This window comes from Streptomyces sp. CA-250714 (assembly GCF_050936705.1).
Classification (GTDB): Bacteria; Actinomycetota; Actinomycetes; order Streptomycetales; family Streptomycetaceae; genus Streptomyces.
Genome location: NZ_JBNJMI010000002.1, coordinates 3,673,278 through 3,689,123 on the forward strand (window position 1 = coordinate 3,673,278; position 15,846 = coordinate 3,689,123).

The 15,846-nt window shown below is 71.3% G+C and carries 14 protein-coding genes and 1 pseudogene; 9 read left to right on the forward strand and 6 right to left on the reverse strand.

The genetic code is table 11. The features are described from left to right. Positions 1 to 4: 4 nt before the first annotated feature. Positions 5 to 724, reverse strand: a complete 720-nt coding sequence (locus ACQEU8_RS35275) for a response regulator transcription factor (RefSeq protein ID WP_433108450.1) — start codon at positions 722 to 724, stop codon at positions 5 to 7. Positions 725 to 849: 125 nt separating this feature from the next. On the opposite strand from ACQEU8_RS35275, the gene ACQEU8_RS35280 reads away from it, so the two are divergent. The 3 genes and pseudogenes from ACQEU8_RS35280 to ACQEU8_RS35290 form a co-directional block, all read left to right on the forward strand. Then, positions 850 to 1,566 (forward strand): glycosyltransferase family 2 protein, encoded by a 717-nt coding sequence (locus ACQEU8_RS35280; RefSeq protein WP_433108452.1) that lies wholly within the window; start codon positions 850 to 852, stop codon positions 1,564 to 1,566. Beyond that, positions 1,563 to 2,297: a TIGR04282 family arsenosugar biosynthesis glycosyltransferase gene (locus ACQEU8_RS35285; RefSeq protein ID WP_433108454.1), complete on the forward strand. Its 735-nt coding sequence runs from the start codon at positions 1,563 to 1,565 to the stop codon at positions 2,295 to 2,297. The genes ACQEU8_RS35280 and ACQEU8_RS35285 overlap by 4 nt, the downstream gene beginning before the upstream one ends. Continuing rightward, positions 2,294 to 3,025: pseudogene (locus tag ACQEU8_RS35290) on the forward strand (class I SAM-dependent methyltransferase); the annotation flags it as partial. The gene ACQEU8_RS35285 and the pseudogene ACQEU8_RS35290, both read left to right, overlap by 4 nt. Here ACQEU8_RS35290 and ACQEU8_RS35295 read toward each other — a convergent pair. Further along, on the reverse strand, positions 2,983 to 3,534 hold the full coding sequence (locus tag ACQEU8_RS35295; protein WP_433108456.1) for a hypothetical protein: 552 nt from the start codon (positions 3,532 to 3,534) through the stop codon (positions 2,983 to 2,985). The pseudogene ACQEU8_RS35290 and the gene ACQEU8_RS35295 overlap by 43 nt on opposite strands. Further along, entirely contained in the window at positions 3,531 to 4,889 is a 1,359-nt protein-coding gene (locus ACQEU8_RS35300; RefSeq protein WP_433108458.1) for a molybdopterin-dependent oxidoreductase, read from the reverse strand. The genes ACQEU8_RS35295 and ACQEU8_RS35300 overlap by 4 nt, the downstream gene beginning before the upstream one ends. Positions 4,890 to 5,055: 166 nt before the next feature. On the opposite strand from ACQEU8_RS35300, the gene ACQEU8_RS35305 reads away from it, so the two are divergent. Together ACQEU8_RS35305 and ACQEU8_RS35310 are read left to right on the forward strand one after the other, a co-directional pair. Further along, positions 5,056 to 6,540, forward strand: a complete 1,485-nt coding sequence (locus ACQEU8_RS35305; RefSeq protein ID WP_433108961.1) for a hypothetical protein — start codon at positions 5,056 to 5,058, stop codon at positions 6,538 to 6,540. Between the two features lie 194 nt (positions 6,541 to 6,734). Continuing rightward, positions 6,735 to 9,035, forward strand: coding sequence for an ATP-binding cassette domain-containing protein (locus ACQEU8_RS35310; protein ID WP_433108460.1), 2,301 nt, complete (start codon positions 6,735 to 6,737; stop codon positions 9,033 to 9,035). Between the two features lie 56 nt (positions 9,036 to 9,091). On the opposite strand, the gene ACQEU8_RS35315 is transcribed toward ACQEU8_RS35310, so the two are convergent. Continuing rightward, positions 9,092 to 9,889: an SDR family NAD(P)-dependent oxidoreductase gene (locus ACQEU8_RS35315; protein ID WP_433108963.1), complete on the reverse strand. Its 798-nt coding sequence runs from the start codon at positions 9,887 to 9,889 to the stop codon at positions 9,092 to 9,094. Positions 9,890 to 9,933: 44 nt separating this feature from the next. Further along, positions 9,934 to 10,479, reverse strand: a complete 546-nt coding sequence (locus ACQEU8_RS35320; protein ID WP_433108462.1) for a cupin domain-containing protein — start codon at positions 10,477 to 10,479, stop codon at positions 9,934 to 9,936. Positions 10,480 to 11,023: 544 nt separating this feature from the next. On the opposite strand from ACQEU8_RS35320, the gene ACQEU8_RS35325 reads away from it, so the two are divergent. The 4 genes from ACQEU8_RS35325 (at position 11,024) to ACQEU8_RS35340 (ending at position 14,567) form a co-directional block, all read left to right on the forward strand. Beyond that, on the forward strand, positions 11,024 to 11,392 hold the full coding sequence (locus tag ACQEU8_RS35325; protein ID WP_433108464.1) for an STAS domain-containing protein: 369 nt from the start codon (positions 11,024 to 11,026) through the stop codon (positions 11,390 to 11,392). Between the two features lie 170 nt (positions 11,393 to 11,562). Then, a complete protein-coding gene (locus tag ACQEU8_RS35330; RefSeq protein ID WP_433108466.1) occupies positions 11,563 to 12,546 on the forward strand; it encodes a Bug family tripartite tricarboxylate transporter substrate binding protein in 984 nt (327 codons plus the stop codon). Beyond that, positions 12,543 to 13,076 carry a tripartite tricarboxylate transporter TctB family protein gene (locus ACQEU8_RS35335; RefSeq protein WP_433108468.1) on the forward strand — a complete coding sequence of 178 codons (534 nt, stop codon included), beginning with the start codon at positions 12,543 to 12,545 and terminating at the stop codon, positions 13,074 to 13,076. The genes ACQEU8_RS35330 and ACQEU8_RS35335 overlap by 4 nt, the downstream gene beginning before the upstream one ends. Before the next feature lie 3 nt (positions 13,077 to 13,079). Then, complete coding sequence (locus ACQEU8_RS35340) at positions 13,080 to 14,567, forward strand: tripartite tricarboxylate transporter permease (protein ID WP_433108470.1); 1,488 nt, start codon at positions 13,080 to 13,082, stop codon at positions 14,565 to 14,567. Positions 14,568 to 14,729: 162 nt separating this feature from the next. Here the strand turns inward: ACQEU8_RS35340 and ACQEU8_RS35345 are convergent, their stop codons facing one another. Then, the gene (locus ACQEU8_RS35345) at positions 14,730 to 15,737 is read right to left on the reverse strand and encodes a DedA family protein (protein WP_433108471.1); all 1,008 of its coding nucleotides are present in this window, start codon (positions 15,735 to 15,737) and stop codon (positions 14,730 to 14,732) included. Positions 15,738 to 15,846: the final 109 nt, after the last annotated feature.

A 15,846-nucleotide genomic window follows, 5' to 3' on the forward strand; every position in this document is an offset into this window, starting at 1 on the left:
TGGTTCAGCCCTCCTGCGCGATGGCGTCCGGATCGAACCGGTAACCGACGCCCCATACGGTCTGGATCAGCCGGGGGCGCGCGGGATCGTCCTCGACCTTCGCGCGCAGCCGGCGGACATGGACGGTCACCGTCGAGAGGTCGCCGAAGTCCCAGCCCCAGACTTCACGCATCAGCTCCTCACGGGAGAACGCTCTCGCCGGGTGCCGCAGCAGATGGGCCAGCAGGTCGAACTCCCGCACAGTGAGGGAGAGCTCGGCGCCGTTCCTGGTGGCGAGCCGGGCCCGCGGGTCGACGGTCAGCCCGGCGGCGCGCAACGGCGCCTCCGGCGGCGGTACGTCCTGAGCCCGGCGGCTGCGGCGCAGTACGGACTCGACGCGCAGCACCAGTTCGCGCGGGCTGAACGGCTTGGTGACGTAGTCGTCGGCGCCCACCTCCAGGCCCAGCACGCGGTCGCCCTCGTCGCCGAGCGCGGTCAGCATGATGACGGGCACGGGCCCTTTCCCGCGCAGCCGGCGGCACACCTCCAGGCCGTCCATCTCGGGGAGCATCAGATCGAGCACCACGAGGTCCGGCCAGTGCGCCCCTGCACGCTCCAGGGCGCCGGGCCCCGTCTCCGCACGGTCGACGGCGTACCCGGCGCGGTGCAGATAGCCGGTGACGACTTCGGCGACGGTGGGGTCGTCGTCGACGACCAGGATCCGACCGGTGGATGGTGGCTGCATGGCTTCAGAGTGGCACCACGCGGGTGGGCGCGGGAGGCGAGCCGACGGCGGCACGGGCGATGTCCGTGTTTCGTAAGAACGCGAAGTCCGGAATGCCAGTTTTGTTTCCGTAGGGTGTGCGGAACGTGATCGAACCTCACTCGAAGGAGGCCACGCCCGTGCCCGGTGTCGATGTCGTACTCCCCTGCCTCGACGAGGAGCAGGCCCTGCCCTGGGTGCTGGAGCGGATCCCGCCGGGCTGGCGGGCGATCGTCGTGGACAACGGCTCGACGGACGGCTCCGCTGAGAGGGCACGCGAACTGGGTGCGACCGTCGTGTCCGAGCCCCGGCGCGGCTTCGGCGCCGCCTGCCACGCGGGACTGACGGCCGCCGAGGCGGACATCGTCTGCTTCTGCGACTGTGACGCCTCCCTCGACCCGTCGCTCCTGGAGCCGTTCGTCGACGCGGTACGAGCGGGCCGCAGCGACCTCGTACTGGGCCGCAGGCGCCCGCAGACGCGCGGCGCCTGGCCCGCGCACGCCCGCGCGGGAAATCTCGCCCTCTCCCGCATGCTGCACGCGCGCACGGGCGTACGGCTGCACGACCTGGGCCCGCTGCGGGCCACCCGCCGCGAGGGGCTGCTGGGCCTCGGGCTGACCGACCGGCGCAGCGGATACCCGCTCCAGATGGTCGTACGGGCCGCCGACGCCGGCTGGCGGATCGAGGAGCGCGATGTGCCGTACCGCCCCCGCACCGGCAAGTCCAAGGTCACCGGCACCTGGCGCGGCACCTGGCACGCGGTCCGCGACATGCGGGCGGTGCTTCAGGAGCCGCCTCTCGCCGGACAGAGGGCTGCCCGATGACGGAGCGCTCCCGTGCGCCGGAAGGAACCACCACACTGCTCGTCGTCGCCAAAGAGCCGATGCCGGGGAGGGTCAAGACGCGGCTGTGTCCGCCGTGTACGCCGCACCAGGCCGCGCTGCTGGCAGCCGCCGCGCTGCACGACACCCTGGAGGCCGTACGGGCCATGCCCGCCAGGCGTCGGGTGCTGGTGCTGTCCGGGCGGCCCGGCGAGTGGCTGCCGCCCGGTTTCGACGTCGTCCCGCAGTGCGCCGGAGGGCTGGACGAACGGCTCGCCGCGGCCTTCGCCGAAGCGGGCACCGGACCGGCGCTGCTCGTCGGGATGGACACCCCGCAACTGACCCCCGCACTGCTGGCTCCCGCCCTCGGCCCGGACGGCTGGCGGGAGTGCGACGCCTGGTTCGGGCCCGCCCTTGACGGCGGTTTCTGGGCACTGGGACTGGCCGACCCCGATCCCGCACTGCTGCGCGGAGTTCCGATGTCCACTCCGACGACCGGACAGGCGCAACTCGCCCGCCTGGCGCGGAAGGGACTGCGGGTCCGCCAACTGCCGCCGCTGCGCGACGTGGACACCGCCGAGGACGCCGTACGGGTCGCCGCCGAGACACCCGGCAGCCGGTTCGCGGCAACCGCCGCCACCCTCCCTGATCTCCGCCCCGGACTGGCCACCCTCGCCATCCCCGGCAGCCGGACCCCGCAAGGCCTCGACGCCCGCTGGACGACCGCCCCATGACGACCACCGGAAGAGCCCCCGAAACCGTCACCGAAGCCATCGACCGACCAGCTGCCGGGGCCTCCACCGGCGTCCGCACTCGCGCGGTGCCGTGGCATGCCGATCCGTACGCCGAGGCGCTGCGCAGCGGGCGTGGGCCGCTGTTCCTGCGTCGTAGTGACGGCTGGTTGCTGCCGCTGGAGGTGGAGCGCTGGTGCGCGAGCGCGGACTCTGCCGATATGTCGGTGCTGCGCCGCTGCGAGGGAGCGGTGCTGGACGTCGGCTGTGGACCCGGCAGGCTGGTGGCGGCCCTGTCCTCGCTCGGCCACCGGGTGCTGGGCATCGACGTGAGCCCGGCGGCTGTCGCCCGTACCGTCGGCCTCGGCGGTACGGCCCTGTGCCGTTCGGTCTTCGACCCGCTGCCCGGGGAGGGCCGGTGGGGAAGTGTGCTGCTGTTGGACGGCAACGTCGGTATAGGCGGCGATCCCGAAGCACTGTTGGAACGCTGCACCCGGATCCTCGCGCCGCGCGGACTGCTGCTGGCCGAGACGGCGCCCCTGGACGTGGACGAGCGGGCCGAGGTGCGCCTCGACGACGGGCGGGGCACGCACCCCCATGCCGGCAGTGGGCAGTTGTTCCCATGGGCCCGGTTGGGTACGGGTGCACTGCTGCGCTACGCACTGCCCGCCGGGTGGTCGACGGCGGGTCAGTGGGAGTCCGGCGGGCGGTCTTTCGTCGCACTGCGGCGCACCTGACGCGCTCCGCGCATGGACCGTCTGCTGAGCACTGTCCGTACGGCCAGCCAGAGCCCCGAAACGACGAACAGTGCGACCGTCAGCCACAGCCAGTGCAGCGCATAGCCGTTGTTACCCTCCGGCCGCCCGGTGAGCTTCGGGTACCGGTCGGCCGGACCGACGATCAGGGGCAGCCAGACCAACAACAGCAGCAGGGACAGCAGGGCGGGGATCCGCAGGTGGTTCACATACCGACCGGCCAGTCCGGGGACCCGGTCCGCCAGCGAGTACAACGGCAGCAACACCAGATCGTGCAGCAGTGCCGCCCCCACGAACCACACGGCGACACCCAGCCAGTCGTCCGCCAGCAACCGCACACCGGCATAGCCGGTGATGACGAAAGAGGCCAGCAGCAGGACGATCTGAAGCGGGCTGCCCACCGAGCGGCGCATCCGGCCGGCGCCCTGTGCGGGACCGGCCTCCATCCGGCCGCCCGCCGCGGGCCCCTGCGCCCGGCCCTTCATCGGTCCCCTCCGAACTCCAGCCGGGTGACCCATTTGGTGTTGTGCACCCCGGGTGCCGCCGGGACGATGACGCGGGCCGGGTAGCCGTGGTCGAGGGAGAGATCCTCGCCCCCCACCCGCAGCGCCAGCAGGGACCGCGGATCGCGCACCTGGTTGTCCCGCAGGGAGGCATGCCGGAACGCGCCGGAGCGCTGCAGAGACGCCACGAAGACGCCGGGCAGCCCGTCTCGTGGGTCGAACCCGGCCAGCTCCGCCAGATCACGCAGCCGTACGCCGCTCCAGTGCTGGTCGGAGGTCGACCACCCCTCCACGCAGGCGATCGGCAGCGCGGCGGAGTGCTGCCGCATCTTCAGCAGGTCGGCCCGGGAGAACCGCAGCTTCCGCCCGTGCGCGCCCTCGACGATCAGTCGCCAGCCGTCGCCGGCCTCCTCGCGTGTGACGCCGACGGCAGCGGCCGTCTTGTTGATCTGGAAGGCGTTCGCCCCGGTGCCCGGATCGGGGCCGCCGTGCGGTGCCAGCAGCGCGGTGCGGCGCAGCGGCCCGTCGAAGTTCTGGCCGATCGTCACACCCAGCAGCAGCACCGAGCCGCCGCCCACCGCGCCGAGCGCCCCGCGCCGGGTCAGCGTGGGTGGGGCAGGACGAGGCGCGACCAGCCCGGTGCCGAGATCCGGCTCCCGCTCCCCCTCGTCAGCGGGCTCCGCACGACCGTGTCCCTGTGCCCCGCGTTCCCGGCGTTTTCGGCGCCCTGATGCGAGGTCGTCCGGCGGCCCGTCCCGCAGTACCCGTACGGCCTTGGGCAGCCGCAGCGCGACGTGCACCAGGAACGCGGCGATGAACACCCACGCGCCGTAGAGGTGCAGCCGGTAGAACGAGCCGGGGAACAGGTAGTCGAGCTGGATGTTCAGCAGTCCCGTCACAAACTCGAACAGCACACCGCCGACGAGCAGCAGCAGCGAGATCCGCTCCAGCGCGTGCGCCGCCGAGCGGGCGGGCGGCATGGTGAACAGCTTGGGGATGACGGACCAGAGCTTCGCCAGCAGCACCGGCACCAGGACCACACCGACCGTGGTGTGCAGCCCCTGGGTGAGCCGGTAGAGCCAGTACGGATCGGTCGGCCAGGCGAACAGATAGAAGCCGAACAGCCCATGGTCCGCCGTCCGGTCGTTGGCCCGCAGCTCCGGGTTGTACGCCGCGTACGACAGCAGACCGGTGACGAACAGCACGGTGATACCGGCCAGCAGTACGGCACCGAGCAGCGCCGTCAGCCACGGACCGCGCAGCGGACTGCGCCAGAACCCGGGCTCCGACGGGAGCCGCATCGACCGGTCCCGGAGAAAGGTGCGGTGGTCGCCCATGCGGTGACCGTATGCGCGGACACGGCCCAGAAGAGGGCTGCAACCCATGACAAAACGCTGACGTCCTCCACCGGAGCCCCCCGCACGACCCCACGCGGCCTAACGTGCCCCTGTGCCCCCCAACCCGAATCCCCCGCAGGAACGCGCCCCGAAGGGGCGCGGGGAACTGCTCCCCCAGCCTCCGGCCGGGAGGTGCCCCCACCAGCCACAACCCACCCGCAGCCGGCAGACGGCAAACAGGGGCACCCTCCTGCCGGACCTGACAGCTGTCGCTACCGCCGCGACACTGGTGACCGCAGCCGTCGTCCTCGGCGCCGCCATCGAACGCGAACACGGCACACTACGAGTCCACTACCCCCCGTACTACGCGGAGCTCACCCCGCACCTGGGCCCCGGCACACCGCTCGCACTCCTGATCGCGGCAACCGTCCTCGGCTACGGCCCCACCCTGGCCGCACGACTGCCGTGGCGCCGACTACTGGCGGCCTCCTGGGCCGCCGGCATGGCGTGGATCTGGTCGCTCGCCCTGGTCGACGGCTGGCACCGGGGCGTGGCGAACCAGCTGACCTCCGCCTACGAGTACCTCCAGGAGGTGCACCGGTTCGGGAACGTCCCCGCCGCGCTGCGCACCTTCACCGACCACATCCTGCTGCACTCCCCGGACAACTGGGTCCCACATGTGGCGGGCCATCCGCCCGCAGCAGTGCTCACCTTCGTCGGGCTCGACCGGGTGGGGCTGGGGGGCGGCCCATGGGCGTCCGTATGGGTCATCACCGTCGGCTCGTCGGCAGTCGCCGCCGTACTGGTGACGCTGCGGGCCCTGACGGGCGAGGAACAGGCCCGCAGGGCAGCGCCGTTCCTCGTACTGGCGCCGACCGCCGTCTGGGTGGGCGTGTCGGCCGACGGGTACTTCACAGCAGTGGCCGCCTGGGCACTCGCCCTGCTCGCGCTGTCCGCGCGGACGGACAAGCACACGGTCACCGAGCCGCTCCGCCTCCGGCGCACTGCCGCGCTCGGCGCCGGGCTGCTGTTCGGGCTCACCTGCTATCTGTCGTACGGACTCACCCTGTGCGCGCTGCTCGGCCTCACCGTCCTCGCCCTGTCCCGCACTCTGCGGCCGCTCCCCTGGGTGCTGGCGGGCGTCGCCGTAGTGGCCGCCGCCTTCACCCTCGCGGGCTTCAACTGGTGGGAGGGCTACCAACTGCTGACCGAGCGCTACTACGAGGGCGCCGCCCGCATCCGGCCGTACAGCTACTGGGTGTGGGCGAACCTCGCCTGCGCGGTGACAGCCGTGGGACCGGGCGCCGTGGCCGGCGTACGGCGGGCAGCCCTGACCGGTGCAGCAGTGGGACGCCGGGCATGGGCACGACTGCGACCACGACCGCAACTGCGGGAAGCACGAACGGTCGACCCCGACCCCCTCACCGACCGCGAACGCCTCGCCCTCCTGGTGATGGCCGCTCTGCTCACGATCGCCGTCGCCGACCTGTCCGGCATGAGCAAGGCCGAGACCGAACGGATCTGGCTGCCCTTCCTCACCTGGCTGCTGCCCGCGGCGGCACTGCTGCCCCGCCGGGGAGCGCGGTACTGGCTGGCTGCCCAGGCGGCAACCGCGCTGGCGGTCAACCACCTCCTGCTGACCGGCTGGTGACGGACGCGCCCGGTGGGGCGAAGCCAACGGCGCGTCCCATCACCAACTACCTGGCGCCTGCCATGAGTTGGAGACGTCGTGGACACCCGAATGAACTCCCGATTGTCAGACCCTCCACCTAGGCTGGCCGCTCAGTCGCTTCAGCAGGACTGACCGGGTGCGGGGCACCTGGTCAGGGACCGAGGAGAGCCACCATGCCAGCCCAGAACACGCCACTGACGCCTGCGGACAGTCACAACGTCATCGAGGTGCGGGGCGCGCGGGAGAACAACCTCGCGAACGTCTCCCTCGACATTCCAAAGCGCAGGCTGACGGTCTTCACCGGGGTGTCGGGCTCGGGCAAGTCGTCGCTGGTCTTCGGGACGGTCGCGGCCGAGTCCCAGCGGCTGATCAACGAGACGTACACGGCGTTCATCCAGTCGTTCATGCCGAGCCTGGGCCGCCCCGACGTGGACAGCCTGCGCAACCTGAGCGCGGCGATCGTCGTCGACCAGGAGCGGATGGGCGCCAACTCCCGCTCCACCGTGGGCACCGCGACCGACGCCTACACAATGCTGCGGATCATCTACAGCCGCCTGGGCACCCCGCACATCGGCACCTCGACCGCGTTCAGCTTCAACAGCACGGAGGGCATGTGTGCCGAGTGCGAGGGGCTGGGCCAGACCACGACCATCGACATCGACCAGATCGTCGACCGTGACCTGTCCGTGCGCGAGGGCGCCGTCACCGCACCGGGGTTCGCGGTGGACAGCTGGTTCTGGCAAGTGCTGGTCAACTGCGGCTTCTTCGACCCGGACAAGAAGGTCCGCGACTTCACCCAGCAGGAGTGGGACGCGCTGCTGTACCAGCCGACGACGAAGGTGAAGGTCGGCACCTCGAACCTCACGTACGACGGCGTGATCACCCGCATCCAGCGCACCTACCTGTCCAAGGACCGGGACGCGATGCAGGCCCACATCCGGGAGTTCACCGACCGGGCCGTCGTCTACACCAGCTGCCCGGCGTGCGGCGGCAGCCGACTCAGCCAGGCGGCGCTCTCCTCGAAGATCGACGGGGTGAACATCGCGGACTGCGCCCGTATGCAGATCAGCGACCTCGCCCCGTTCGTCCGGGGGCTGTCGGACGCCTCCGTGGCGCCGCTGCGCGACACGCTCTGCCAGACGCTCGACTCGCTGGTCGACATCGGCCTTGGCTATCTGAGCCTGGACCGGCCCGCGGGCACGCTCTCCGGCGGCGAGGCACAGCGCGTCAAAATGGTCCGCCACCTCGGCTCCAGCATCACCGACGTCACCTACGTCTTCGACGAACCCACCATCGGCCTGCACCCGCACGACATCCAGCGGATGAACGAACTGCTGCTGCTCCTGCGCGACAAGGGCAACACGGTGCTGGTGGTCGAGCACAAGCCGGAGGTCATCGCCATCGCCGACCATGTGGTCGACCTCGGCCCCGGCGCGGGCACCGGTGGTGGGCAGATCTGCTACGAGGGCGATGTCGCGGGGCTACGCGCCTCCGGCACCCTCACGGGCCGCCATCTGGGCCACCGCGCCCGGCTGCGCGAGACGGTCCGGGAGCCCAAGGGCGCCGTCGAGATCAGAGGCGCGAACCTGCACAACCTCAAGGACGTCGATGTGGACATCCCGCTCGGTGTCCTCACGGTCGTCACAGGCGTGGCGGGCTCCGGCAAGAGCTCCCTGATCCACGGCTATCTGTCCGGCCGGGACGACGTACTGGTGGCCGACCAGTCACCGATTCGCGGATCACGCCGCAGCAACCCGGCGACCTACACCGGGCTGCTGGGCCCCGTCCGTACGGCGTTCGCCAAGGCCAACGGCGTCAAGGCGGCGCTGTTCTCCGCCAACTCGGCGGGCGCCTGCCCGAACTGCAACGGGATAGGGCTCGTCTACACGGATCTGGCGATGATGGCCGGGGTCGCCTCGGTGTGCGAGGAGTGCGACGGCAAACGCTTCACGCCCGAGGTGCTGAAGTACACGCTGCGCGGAAAGAACATCAGTGAGGTGCTGGCCATGTCGGTGGCCGAGGCCCGCGAGTTCTTCACCACCGGCCAGGCAGCCGCGATCCTCGGCCGCCTCGCCGACGTGGGCCTGGGCTATCTGCGCCTGGGCCAGCCGCTGAACACCCTCTCGGGCGGCGAGCGCCAGCGGCTCAAGCTGGCCATCCACATGGCGGAGAAGGCGGCCACCTACGTCCTGGACGAGCCGACGACCGGACTGCACATGGCCGACGTCGACCAACTGCTGGCGCTGCTGGACCGGCTGGTCGAGGACGGCAACTCGGTCGTCGTCATCGAGCACCACCAGGCGGTGATGGCCCACGCGGACTGGATCATCGACCTGGGCCCGGGTGGCGGCCACGACGGTGGCGAGGTGCTGTTCACGGGTCCACCGGCCGAACTCATCACCTCCACCGACACATTGACGGCGCAGCATCTGCGCGAGTACGTGGGGAAGGGCGCCGGGCAGCCGGGGGCATAAGCCGAGCAACCGGGGGCGTAGGGGGACCAGCCGGGGGCCTGAGGGCAGCGGCGCCGTCACCACGAGGGCCGTGCCGACACCCCGCCGTCCAGCACCAGGTCATGGCCGTTGATCCAGCGTGCCTGCGGCGAGGCGAGAAAGACGCAGGCGTCACCCACGTCCTCCGCCGTCCCCAGCCGGCCGTCGGGGGCGGCGGCGCGCCATCGCCGTACGCCCTCGGGCCACTGCTCCTCGATGCCGTCCCGCTCCACCAGCCCGGGCGAGACGGTGTTCACCCGCACCCCGAGCGGCCCGTACTCCAGCGCGGCGGCCCGGGCGTGCGTAACGATCGCGGCCTTGGAGACGGCGTAGTGCGCGTGCCCCGGCGCGGGCTGCGCCGCCTCGATGGAGGCGACGTGCGTAATGCTGCCGCCACCGCCCTCCGCCAGCAGCGGCGCCGCCGCCTGCGTACAGCCGAAGACGCTCGACAGATTGGTGTCGACGACGGCACGCCACTCCTCCGCCGTCATCCCGCGCAGTTCCCGTACGGGCTGCACGCCCGCGTTGTTGACCAGCGAACCCAGCCCCGCGGGGCACCACCGGGCGGCCTCGGTGACCACGGCACGGCAGCCGTCCTCCGTGCCCAGCTCCCCGTGCACGGCGAGGGCCGCGCCGCCCTCCCGCCGGATCAGCTCCACCGTCCGCTGCGCCCCCGCGGCGTCACTGCGGTAGTGCACCACCACCCGGGCGCCCGCCGCGGCGAACCGGAGCGCGATACCACGACCGATGCCGCCGGAGGCGCCGGTGACCAGCACGGTCCGGGGCTCGGTGGGCGGCGCGGGCGACGGCACTGTCGACGGCTCGGACGGCGGCATTGTCGACGGCCCAGGCGACGGCTCAGGCAGCGGCTCCGCCGGGCTCATCGAGCCAGCTCCCTGATGATCCGCTCATGCTCCGGATACGCCCCGGCGAGCACATCCGCGTCCCCGTGCTCATACCCCGCGTCGGTGTAGCCGGGCGCCATCGTGCAGCCGAACAGCGTCCACGCACCGCCCACCCCTCCCGTACCGTTCACGCCCCCCGCCGCGACCCGGGCGCCCACCCACGTTCCGGCCGGCACGGTGAGCTGCACCTGGTGCCCCGCGCCGAGCACATCGGGACCGAGCACGGGAGTACTGACAGCCGTACGCTCCTCGCGCGGGGCGAGCAGCAGCAGTTGCAGCGGCGCGCCCAAGTAGTAGTGCCAGACCTCGTCGTTCGGCAGTCGGTGGAGCGCGCAGTAGTCATCGGGCTCGTCGGTCAGCAGCATCACGATCGCGGAGCCCTCCGGCCGGCCGTCACTCCGTTCGGGCCCCGCCCACAGCCGCCGGAACCGGCCGCCCTCGCGGGGCAGCGGCTCCAGTCCGAAGTGCGCGGCCAATGCCTCAGCCGTAGCGCGGGCCTCATCTCCCACCTCACGTCGCATTCTTCAGCCCTGCCCTCACACCGCACACGCCATGCGCCCCGTATGCGCCCCCACCCGCACCACCGGATCCCGCCATCACTCGGACGGGTGAGATCGAGGCACTGAGGGGTTCGGTGTCCGCACTCACGCCTCAGCGCCCTCAGTACGTGCTTAGAGTGCACATGTTCGGCCCCGGACCCCGGCCGAACGGCCGTACCCGGCCCGCGACGGACCACCGGACTGCCGGCGAACGCGCACGCCCGATCAGCGGCATGCCGTAACGCAGCACCGCCGTAAGCCGTAGGCCGCCGAGCCGAAACGCCGCACCCCCACTCTCCATCACCCGCACCACCACACCCCACACACCACCAAACCGCACGCACCACCACGCACCACCACGTCACGACCGCACACACGCTCCACCGCACCACACGCTCAACCGCTCCACCGCACAACCGCACCCGCCGCACCACCGCCGCAACCCGCACCCGCCGCACCCCGGCACCCCGGCACCCGCCGCAACTACCGCACCCGCCGTACCGCTCGTCAGTGGAAGGGGTCTTCCATGGTCGCCGTCCCGCGCTCCGACACCCCGGGCCCGGCCCGGTTCCGGACCGTACGCGCGAGGGGCGAACTGGACATCGCGACGCTGCCCGGGCTGGAGTCCGATCTCGTCCGGGCACTGTCCGACGCCTCGCCGCCCCGCGTCGCACTGGACATGCGGGACGTGACATTCCTGGACTGCTCGGTGGTCCGCGTGCTGCTGCGGGCCCGTACGACAGCGCTCTCCCAGGACGGCTGGCTGGCTCTGGTGTGCGGGCACGTACCGGTCGGCAGGCTGCTGCGGCGGCTGGAATTGGAGCACCGCCTGCCGCACTACCCCTCCCTCGACGCCCTCGACGCGGCTCTGGTCCCGGCCGAAGACACCAACTGAACACCCCCATACCGCCACCATTACGGTCAGCCGGCCGCCGCGACCACAACGAACACAACGACCAATACTTTTCTTGCCGTACGAGGGCAGACACCGCCCCGCCACCCGGGCAGCATGTGGGCCTCCCCACCCCCGTCCCCCGGACTGCCCCTGGAAAGGCGGTGTTCCGCGTGCGTACGCGCGCCCTTCTCTCCCCCCTGGCAGCCGCGGTGGTCGTGCTGCTCGTACCGCCGCTGATCACCTCCGGCAGCGGCAGCGCAGGCGGTACGAACATCCCCGGCCTGCGCTTCATGGTGCCCAACACCCCCGGCGGCGGCTACGACATCACCGCACGTACGGCCGCCAAGAACGCCGAGGACGCCGGGCTCAACCACAACATCGAGGTCTTCAACCTGCCCGGCGCCGGCGGCACCGTCGGCCTCAGCCGGCTCGTCAACGAGCGCGGCAACGGCAAGCTGGCGATGTCCATGGGGCTGGGCGTGGTCGGCGCCGTGCACACCAACCACTCGCCCTCCACGCTCGCCGACGCGACACCCATCGCCCGGCTGACGGAGGAGCCCGACATCGTGGTCGTCGCCAAGAACTCCAAGTACAAGACGTTCGAACAGCTCCTCGCCGACTGGAAGAAGCACCCGCGGTCGGTACCGGTCGGCGGCGGCTCCTCGCCGGGCGGCCCCGACCATCTTGCGCCGATGCTGATGGCCCGCGCGGCCGGTATCGAGCCGAAATCGGTCAACTACGTGCCGTTCGACGGCGGCGGCGAGCTGCTGGCCTCCGTACTGGGCGGCAAGGTGAAGTTCGGCATCTCGGGCCTCGGCGAGTACCGCGACCAGATCAAGTCCGGCGAGCTCAGGCTGCTCGCCGTCACCGGGCCCGAGCGGGTCGACGGCTTCGACGCGCCCACCCTCAAGGAGTCAGGCGTGGACGTGGAGTTCACCAACTGGCGCGGCATGATGGCGCCGCCCGGCCTGACCGAAGCCCAGCGGGACAAGCTGATCCGCTTCATGCGCGAGCTGCGTCGCTCGAAGGAGTGGCGTGAGTCGTTGCGTACCAACGGCTGGGACGACGCCTGGCTCCCCGGCGACAAGTACGGCCGCTTCCTGAAGCGCGAGGACAAGCGCGTGGACTCCGTCCTGAAGGAGCTGGGACAGTGAGCGCAACGCAAGCACCGGACACAAAACCGGCCCCCACCGGCCTGCGCGCCTACTCCGAACTGGGCGTATGCGCCCTGCTGCTGGCCGTCGGCGTCCTCGTCCTCACCGACGCGCTGACCATGGACACCGTCGCCGGGGCACGCGGCCCGGTCGGGCCCCGTACGGTCCCGCTCATCGTCGGGACGGCACTGCTCGTCGTCTCGGTCCTGCTCGCCGTCGACGTACTGCGCGGCGGACGAGGCGAGGCGGAGAGCGGCGAGGACGTCGATCTCAGCGAGCCGGGCGACTGGCGTACGGTCGCGCTGCTCGCGGGCGTCTTTCTCGCCTTCGCCGCGCTGATCGACCCGCTCGGCTTCCCGCTCGCGGGCGCGCTGCTGTTCTGGGGCTCGGCCTTCGCGCTGGGCAGCCGCACCCATGCCCTCACCCGCGATCCGCTGATCGCCGCCGGGCTGTCCCTGATCACCTATGCGGTCTTCCACCTCCTCCTCGGCGTCCAGCTGCCGGGCGGACCACTGATGGGAGTGATGTAACCGATGGACTCCGTCAACTCCCTGATCGACGGCTTCGGTACCGCCCTGACGCCCCTCAACCTGCTGTGGGCCGCAACCGGCGTACTGCTGGGCACCGCCATCGGCGTACTGCCGGGCATCGGCCCGGCCATGGCCGTCGCCCTGCTGCTGCCCGTCACCTACGGTCTCGACCCGACAGCCGCGTTCATCATGTTCGCGGGGATCTACTACGGCGGTATGTTCGGCGGCTCGACGACATCCATCCTGCTCAACACCCCGGGGGAGAGCGCGGCGGTGATCGCCGCCATCGAAGGCAACCCGATGGCCAAGGCGGGACGCGGCTCCCAGGCGCTCGCCGCGGCGGCCGTCGGGCACTTCGCCGGCGGCATGATCGGCACGGTCCTGCTCGTCGTCCTCGCCCCTACCGTGGCGAGCCTGGCCGTGGACATCGGCGCCCCCGACTACTTCGCGATCATGGTGCTGGCCTTCATCGCCGTCACCTCAGTCCTCGGCTCCTCCCGCATCCGCGGCTTCGCCTCCCTGCTGATCGGCCTGACCCTCGGACTGGTCGGCCTGGACCAGATGACGGGCCAGCAGCGGCTGACGTTCGGCAGCCTCCAACTCTCGGACGGCATCGACGTCGTCATCGTCGCCGTCGGCCTCTTCGCCATCGGCGAGGCGCTGTGGGTGGCCGCACATCTGCGGCGCGGAACCGGCGCCTCCATTCCGGTCGGCCGCCCCTGGCTGGGCCGCGACGAGCTGCGGCGCACCTGGAAGCCATGGCTGCGCGGGCCGTTGATCGGGTTCCCGTTCGGCGCGGTCCCGGCCGGCGGCGCGGAGATCCCCACGTTCCTGTCGTACATCACCGAGAAGCGGCTCTCGAAGCACCGGAAGGAGTTCGGCAAGGGCGCCATCGAGGGCGTCGCCGGACCGGAGTCGGCCGCCTCCGCCTCGGCCGCCGGCACACTCGTCTCGATGCTGACCCTCGGGCTGCCGACGACCGCCGTCGCGGCCGTGATGCTCGCGGCGTTCCAGCAGTACGGCATCCAGCCTGGCCCGCTGCTGTTCGAGCGCGAACCCGAACTGGTGTGGGGCCTGATCGCCTCGCTCTTCGTCGGCATGGTGATGCTGCTCGTCCTCAACCTGCCACTGGCACCGGTCTGGTCGAAGCTGCTGCGCGTACCGCGGCCGTATCTGTACGCGGGAATCCTCTTCTTCGCGGCGGTCGGCGCCTACGCGGTGGGCGGCGAGGCCGTCGATGTGGTGATCCTGCTCGTCATCGGCCTCCTCGGCCTGATGATGCGGCGCTACGGACTGCCCGTGCTGCCCGCGATCATCGGCGTCATCCTCGGTCCGAACGCGGAGCAGCAGTTGCGCAGGGCGCTCCAGATCAGTGACGGCAGCGTCACCGGCCTGGTCAACACCCCGTTCGCCCTCGCCGTCTACGCGATCATCGCCGTCCTCCTCCTGTGGCCCCTCGTGAAACGGCTACTTCCGCCCCGCCAGAGCTGAAGCTCAGCGGCCGCTTGCGGGCTGCGGGTTGCGTTGTGGCTGGTCGCGCGGGTCCCCTGCGAAGCTTGGGCAGTCTGCGCCAGGGGCGCAGGGTGGGCAAGCGCAGCCCCCCATGCCGGGTGCGCACGAAATGCCGGGTGCGCACGAGCCGCCGGACACGGCCTACCGGCGGGCGTGCCGACCCCGGCCGCCAGGCCGGTTCTGCGGAGCAGACTGATCCTGCGGCGGAGCCGGGGGACCCTGCGGCGCCCCGCCCTCCTGGTACGGCGGCGGAGCCTGCGGCGCCGCACCGGGACCGGGGCCGTACGGGACCTCCGGGGGCAGCGGGTAGCCGTCGCCGTAGGGAGCCCCGGGAGGCATCGCACCCTCGGGTCCGGAGGGGCCGGGACCCGCACCGTGCCCAGGGCCATAGCCGCCCGGCGTACCCGGGGCACCCGGGTGCTGCCCCGGAGCGCCGTAACCCGCGGAGCCGTAAGGCGCGCCCGGCGCCGGCGGGTGGCTCTCCGAATTGGCGGGAGCAGCGGCGGCGTCCGGCTCGGCCGTGGCGGAGCCGCCCTTGCCGCGGCTCCGCAGATACTCGATCACGATCGGGAGGATCGACAGCAGCACGATGCCGATGAGAATCGTCTCGATGTGCTTGTGCACGAAGTCGATCTGCCCCAGCGCGGCACCCAGAAGGGTGACGCCGGCGCCCCACAGGGTGCCGCCGATGATGTTGAAGATGACGAACGACCGGTACCGCATCTGGCTGACACCGGCGATGATCGGCGTGAACGTCCGCACGATCGGCACGAACCTGGCCAGCACCAGCGACTTCGGCCCGTGCTTCTCGAAGAACTCGTGCGCCTTCTCGACGTTCTCCTGCTTGAAGAACCGTGAGTCGGGCCGCTTGAAGAGCGTCGGCCCCACCTTCTTGCCGAACATGTATCCGACCTGGTCACCCAGCACCGCGGAGAGCACGATCAGCAGGCACATCAGCCACAGCGGCGTGTGCAGCTGGTCGGTCACGATCAGCAGACCCGTGGTGAACAGCAGCGAGTCGCCGGGCAGGAAGAAGCCGATGAGCAGGCCCGACTCCGCGAAGACGATCGCCAGGATCCCGACAGGGCCGAAGGTCTGGATCAGGAAGTCCGGATCCAGCCAGCTGGGTCCTAGTGCGAGGTTGGTCACGGAAGGCTCCTGATCAGGGGCGCGGGTCTGGAGTGCGGCCGCCCGGCCGGTGGCCGGGGGAGGGCGCGGAGACGACACGCGGGCGGTGTCGGACGCTACACGCTACCAA

Excerpts from the sequence above, each read along its gene's own strand:
- ACQEU8_RS35275 (WP_433108450.1), bottom strand. The coding sequence starts at position 724 with ATGCAGCCACCATCCACCGGTCGGATCCTGGTCGTCGACGACGACCCC.
- ACQEU8_RS35285 (WP_433108454.1), top strand. The coding sequence starts at position 1,563 with ATGACGGAGCGCTCCCGTGCGCCGGAAGGAACCACCACACTGCTCGTC.
- ACQEU8_RS35295 (WP_433108456.1), bottom strand. The coding sequence starts at position 3,534 with ATGAAGGGCCGGGCGCAGGGGCCCGCGGCGGGCGGCCGGATGGAGGCC.
- ACQEU8_RS35300 (WP_433108458.1), bottom strand. The coding sequence starts at position 4,889 with ATGGGCGACCACCGCACCTTTCTCCGGGACCGGTCGATGCGGCTCCCG.
- ACQEU8_RS35310 (WP_433108460.1), top strand. The coding sequence starts at position 6,735 with ATGCCAGCCCAGAACACGCCACTGACGCCTGCGGACAGTCACAACGTC.
- ACQEU8_RS35315 (WP_433108963.1), bottom strand. The coding sequence starts at position 9,889 with ATGCCGCCGTCCGAGCCGTCGACAGTGCCGTCGCCCGCGCCGCCCACC.
- ACQEU8_RS35320 (WP_433108462.1), bottom strand. The coding sequence starts at position 10,479 with ATGCGACGTGAGGTGGGAGATGAGGCCCGCGCTACGGCTGAGGCATTG.
- ACQEU8_RS35325 (WP_433108464.1), top strand. The coding sequence starts at position 11,024 with ATGGTCGCCGTCCCGCGCTCCGACACCCCGGGCCCGGCCCGGTTCCGG.
- ACQEU8_RS35340 (WP_433108470.1), top strand. The coding sequence starts at position 13,080 with ATGGACTCCGTCAACTCCCTGATCGACGGCTTCGGTACCGCCCTGACG.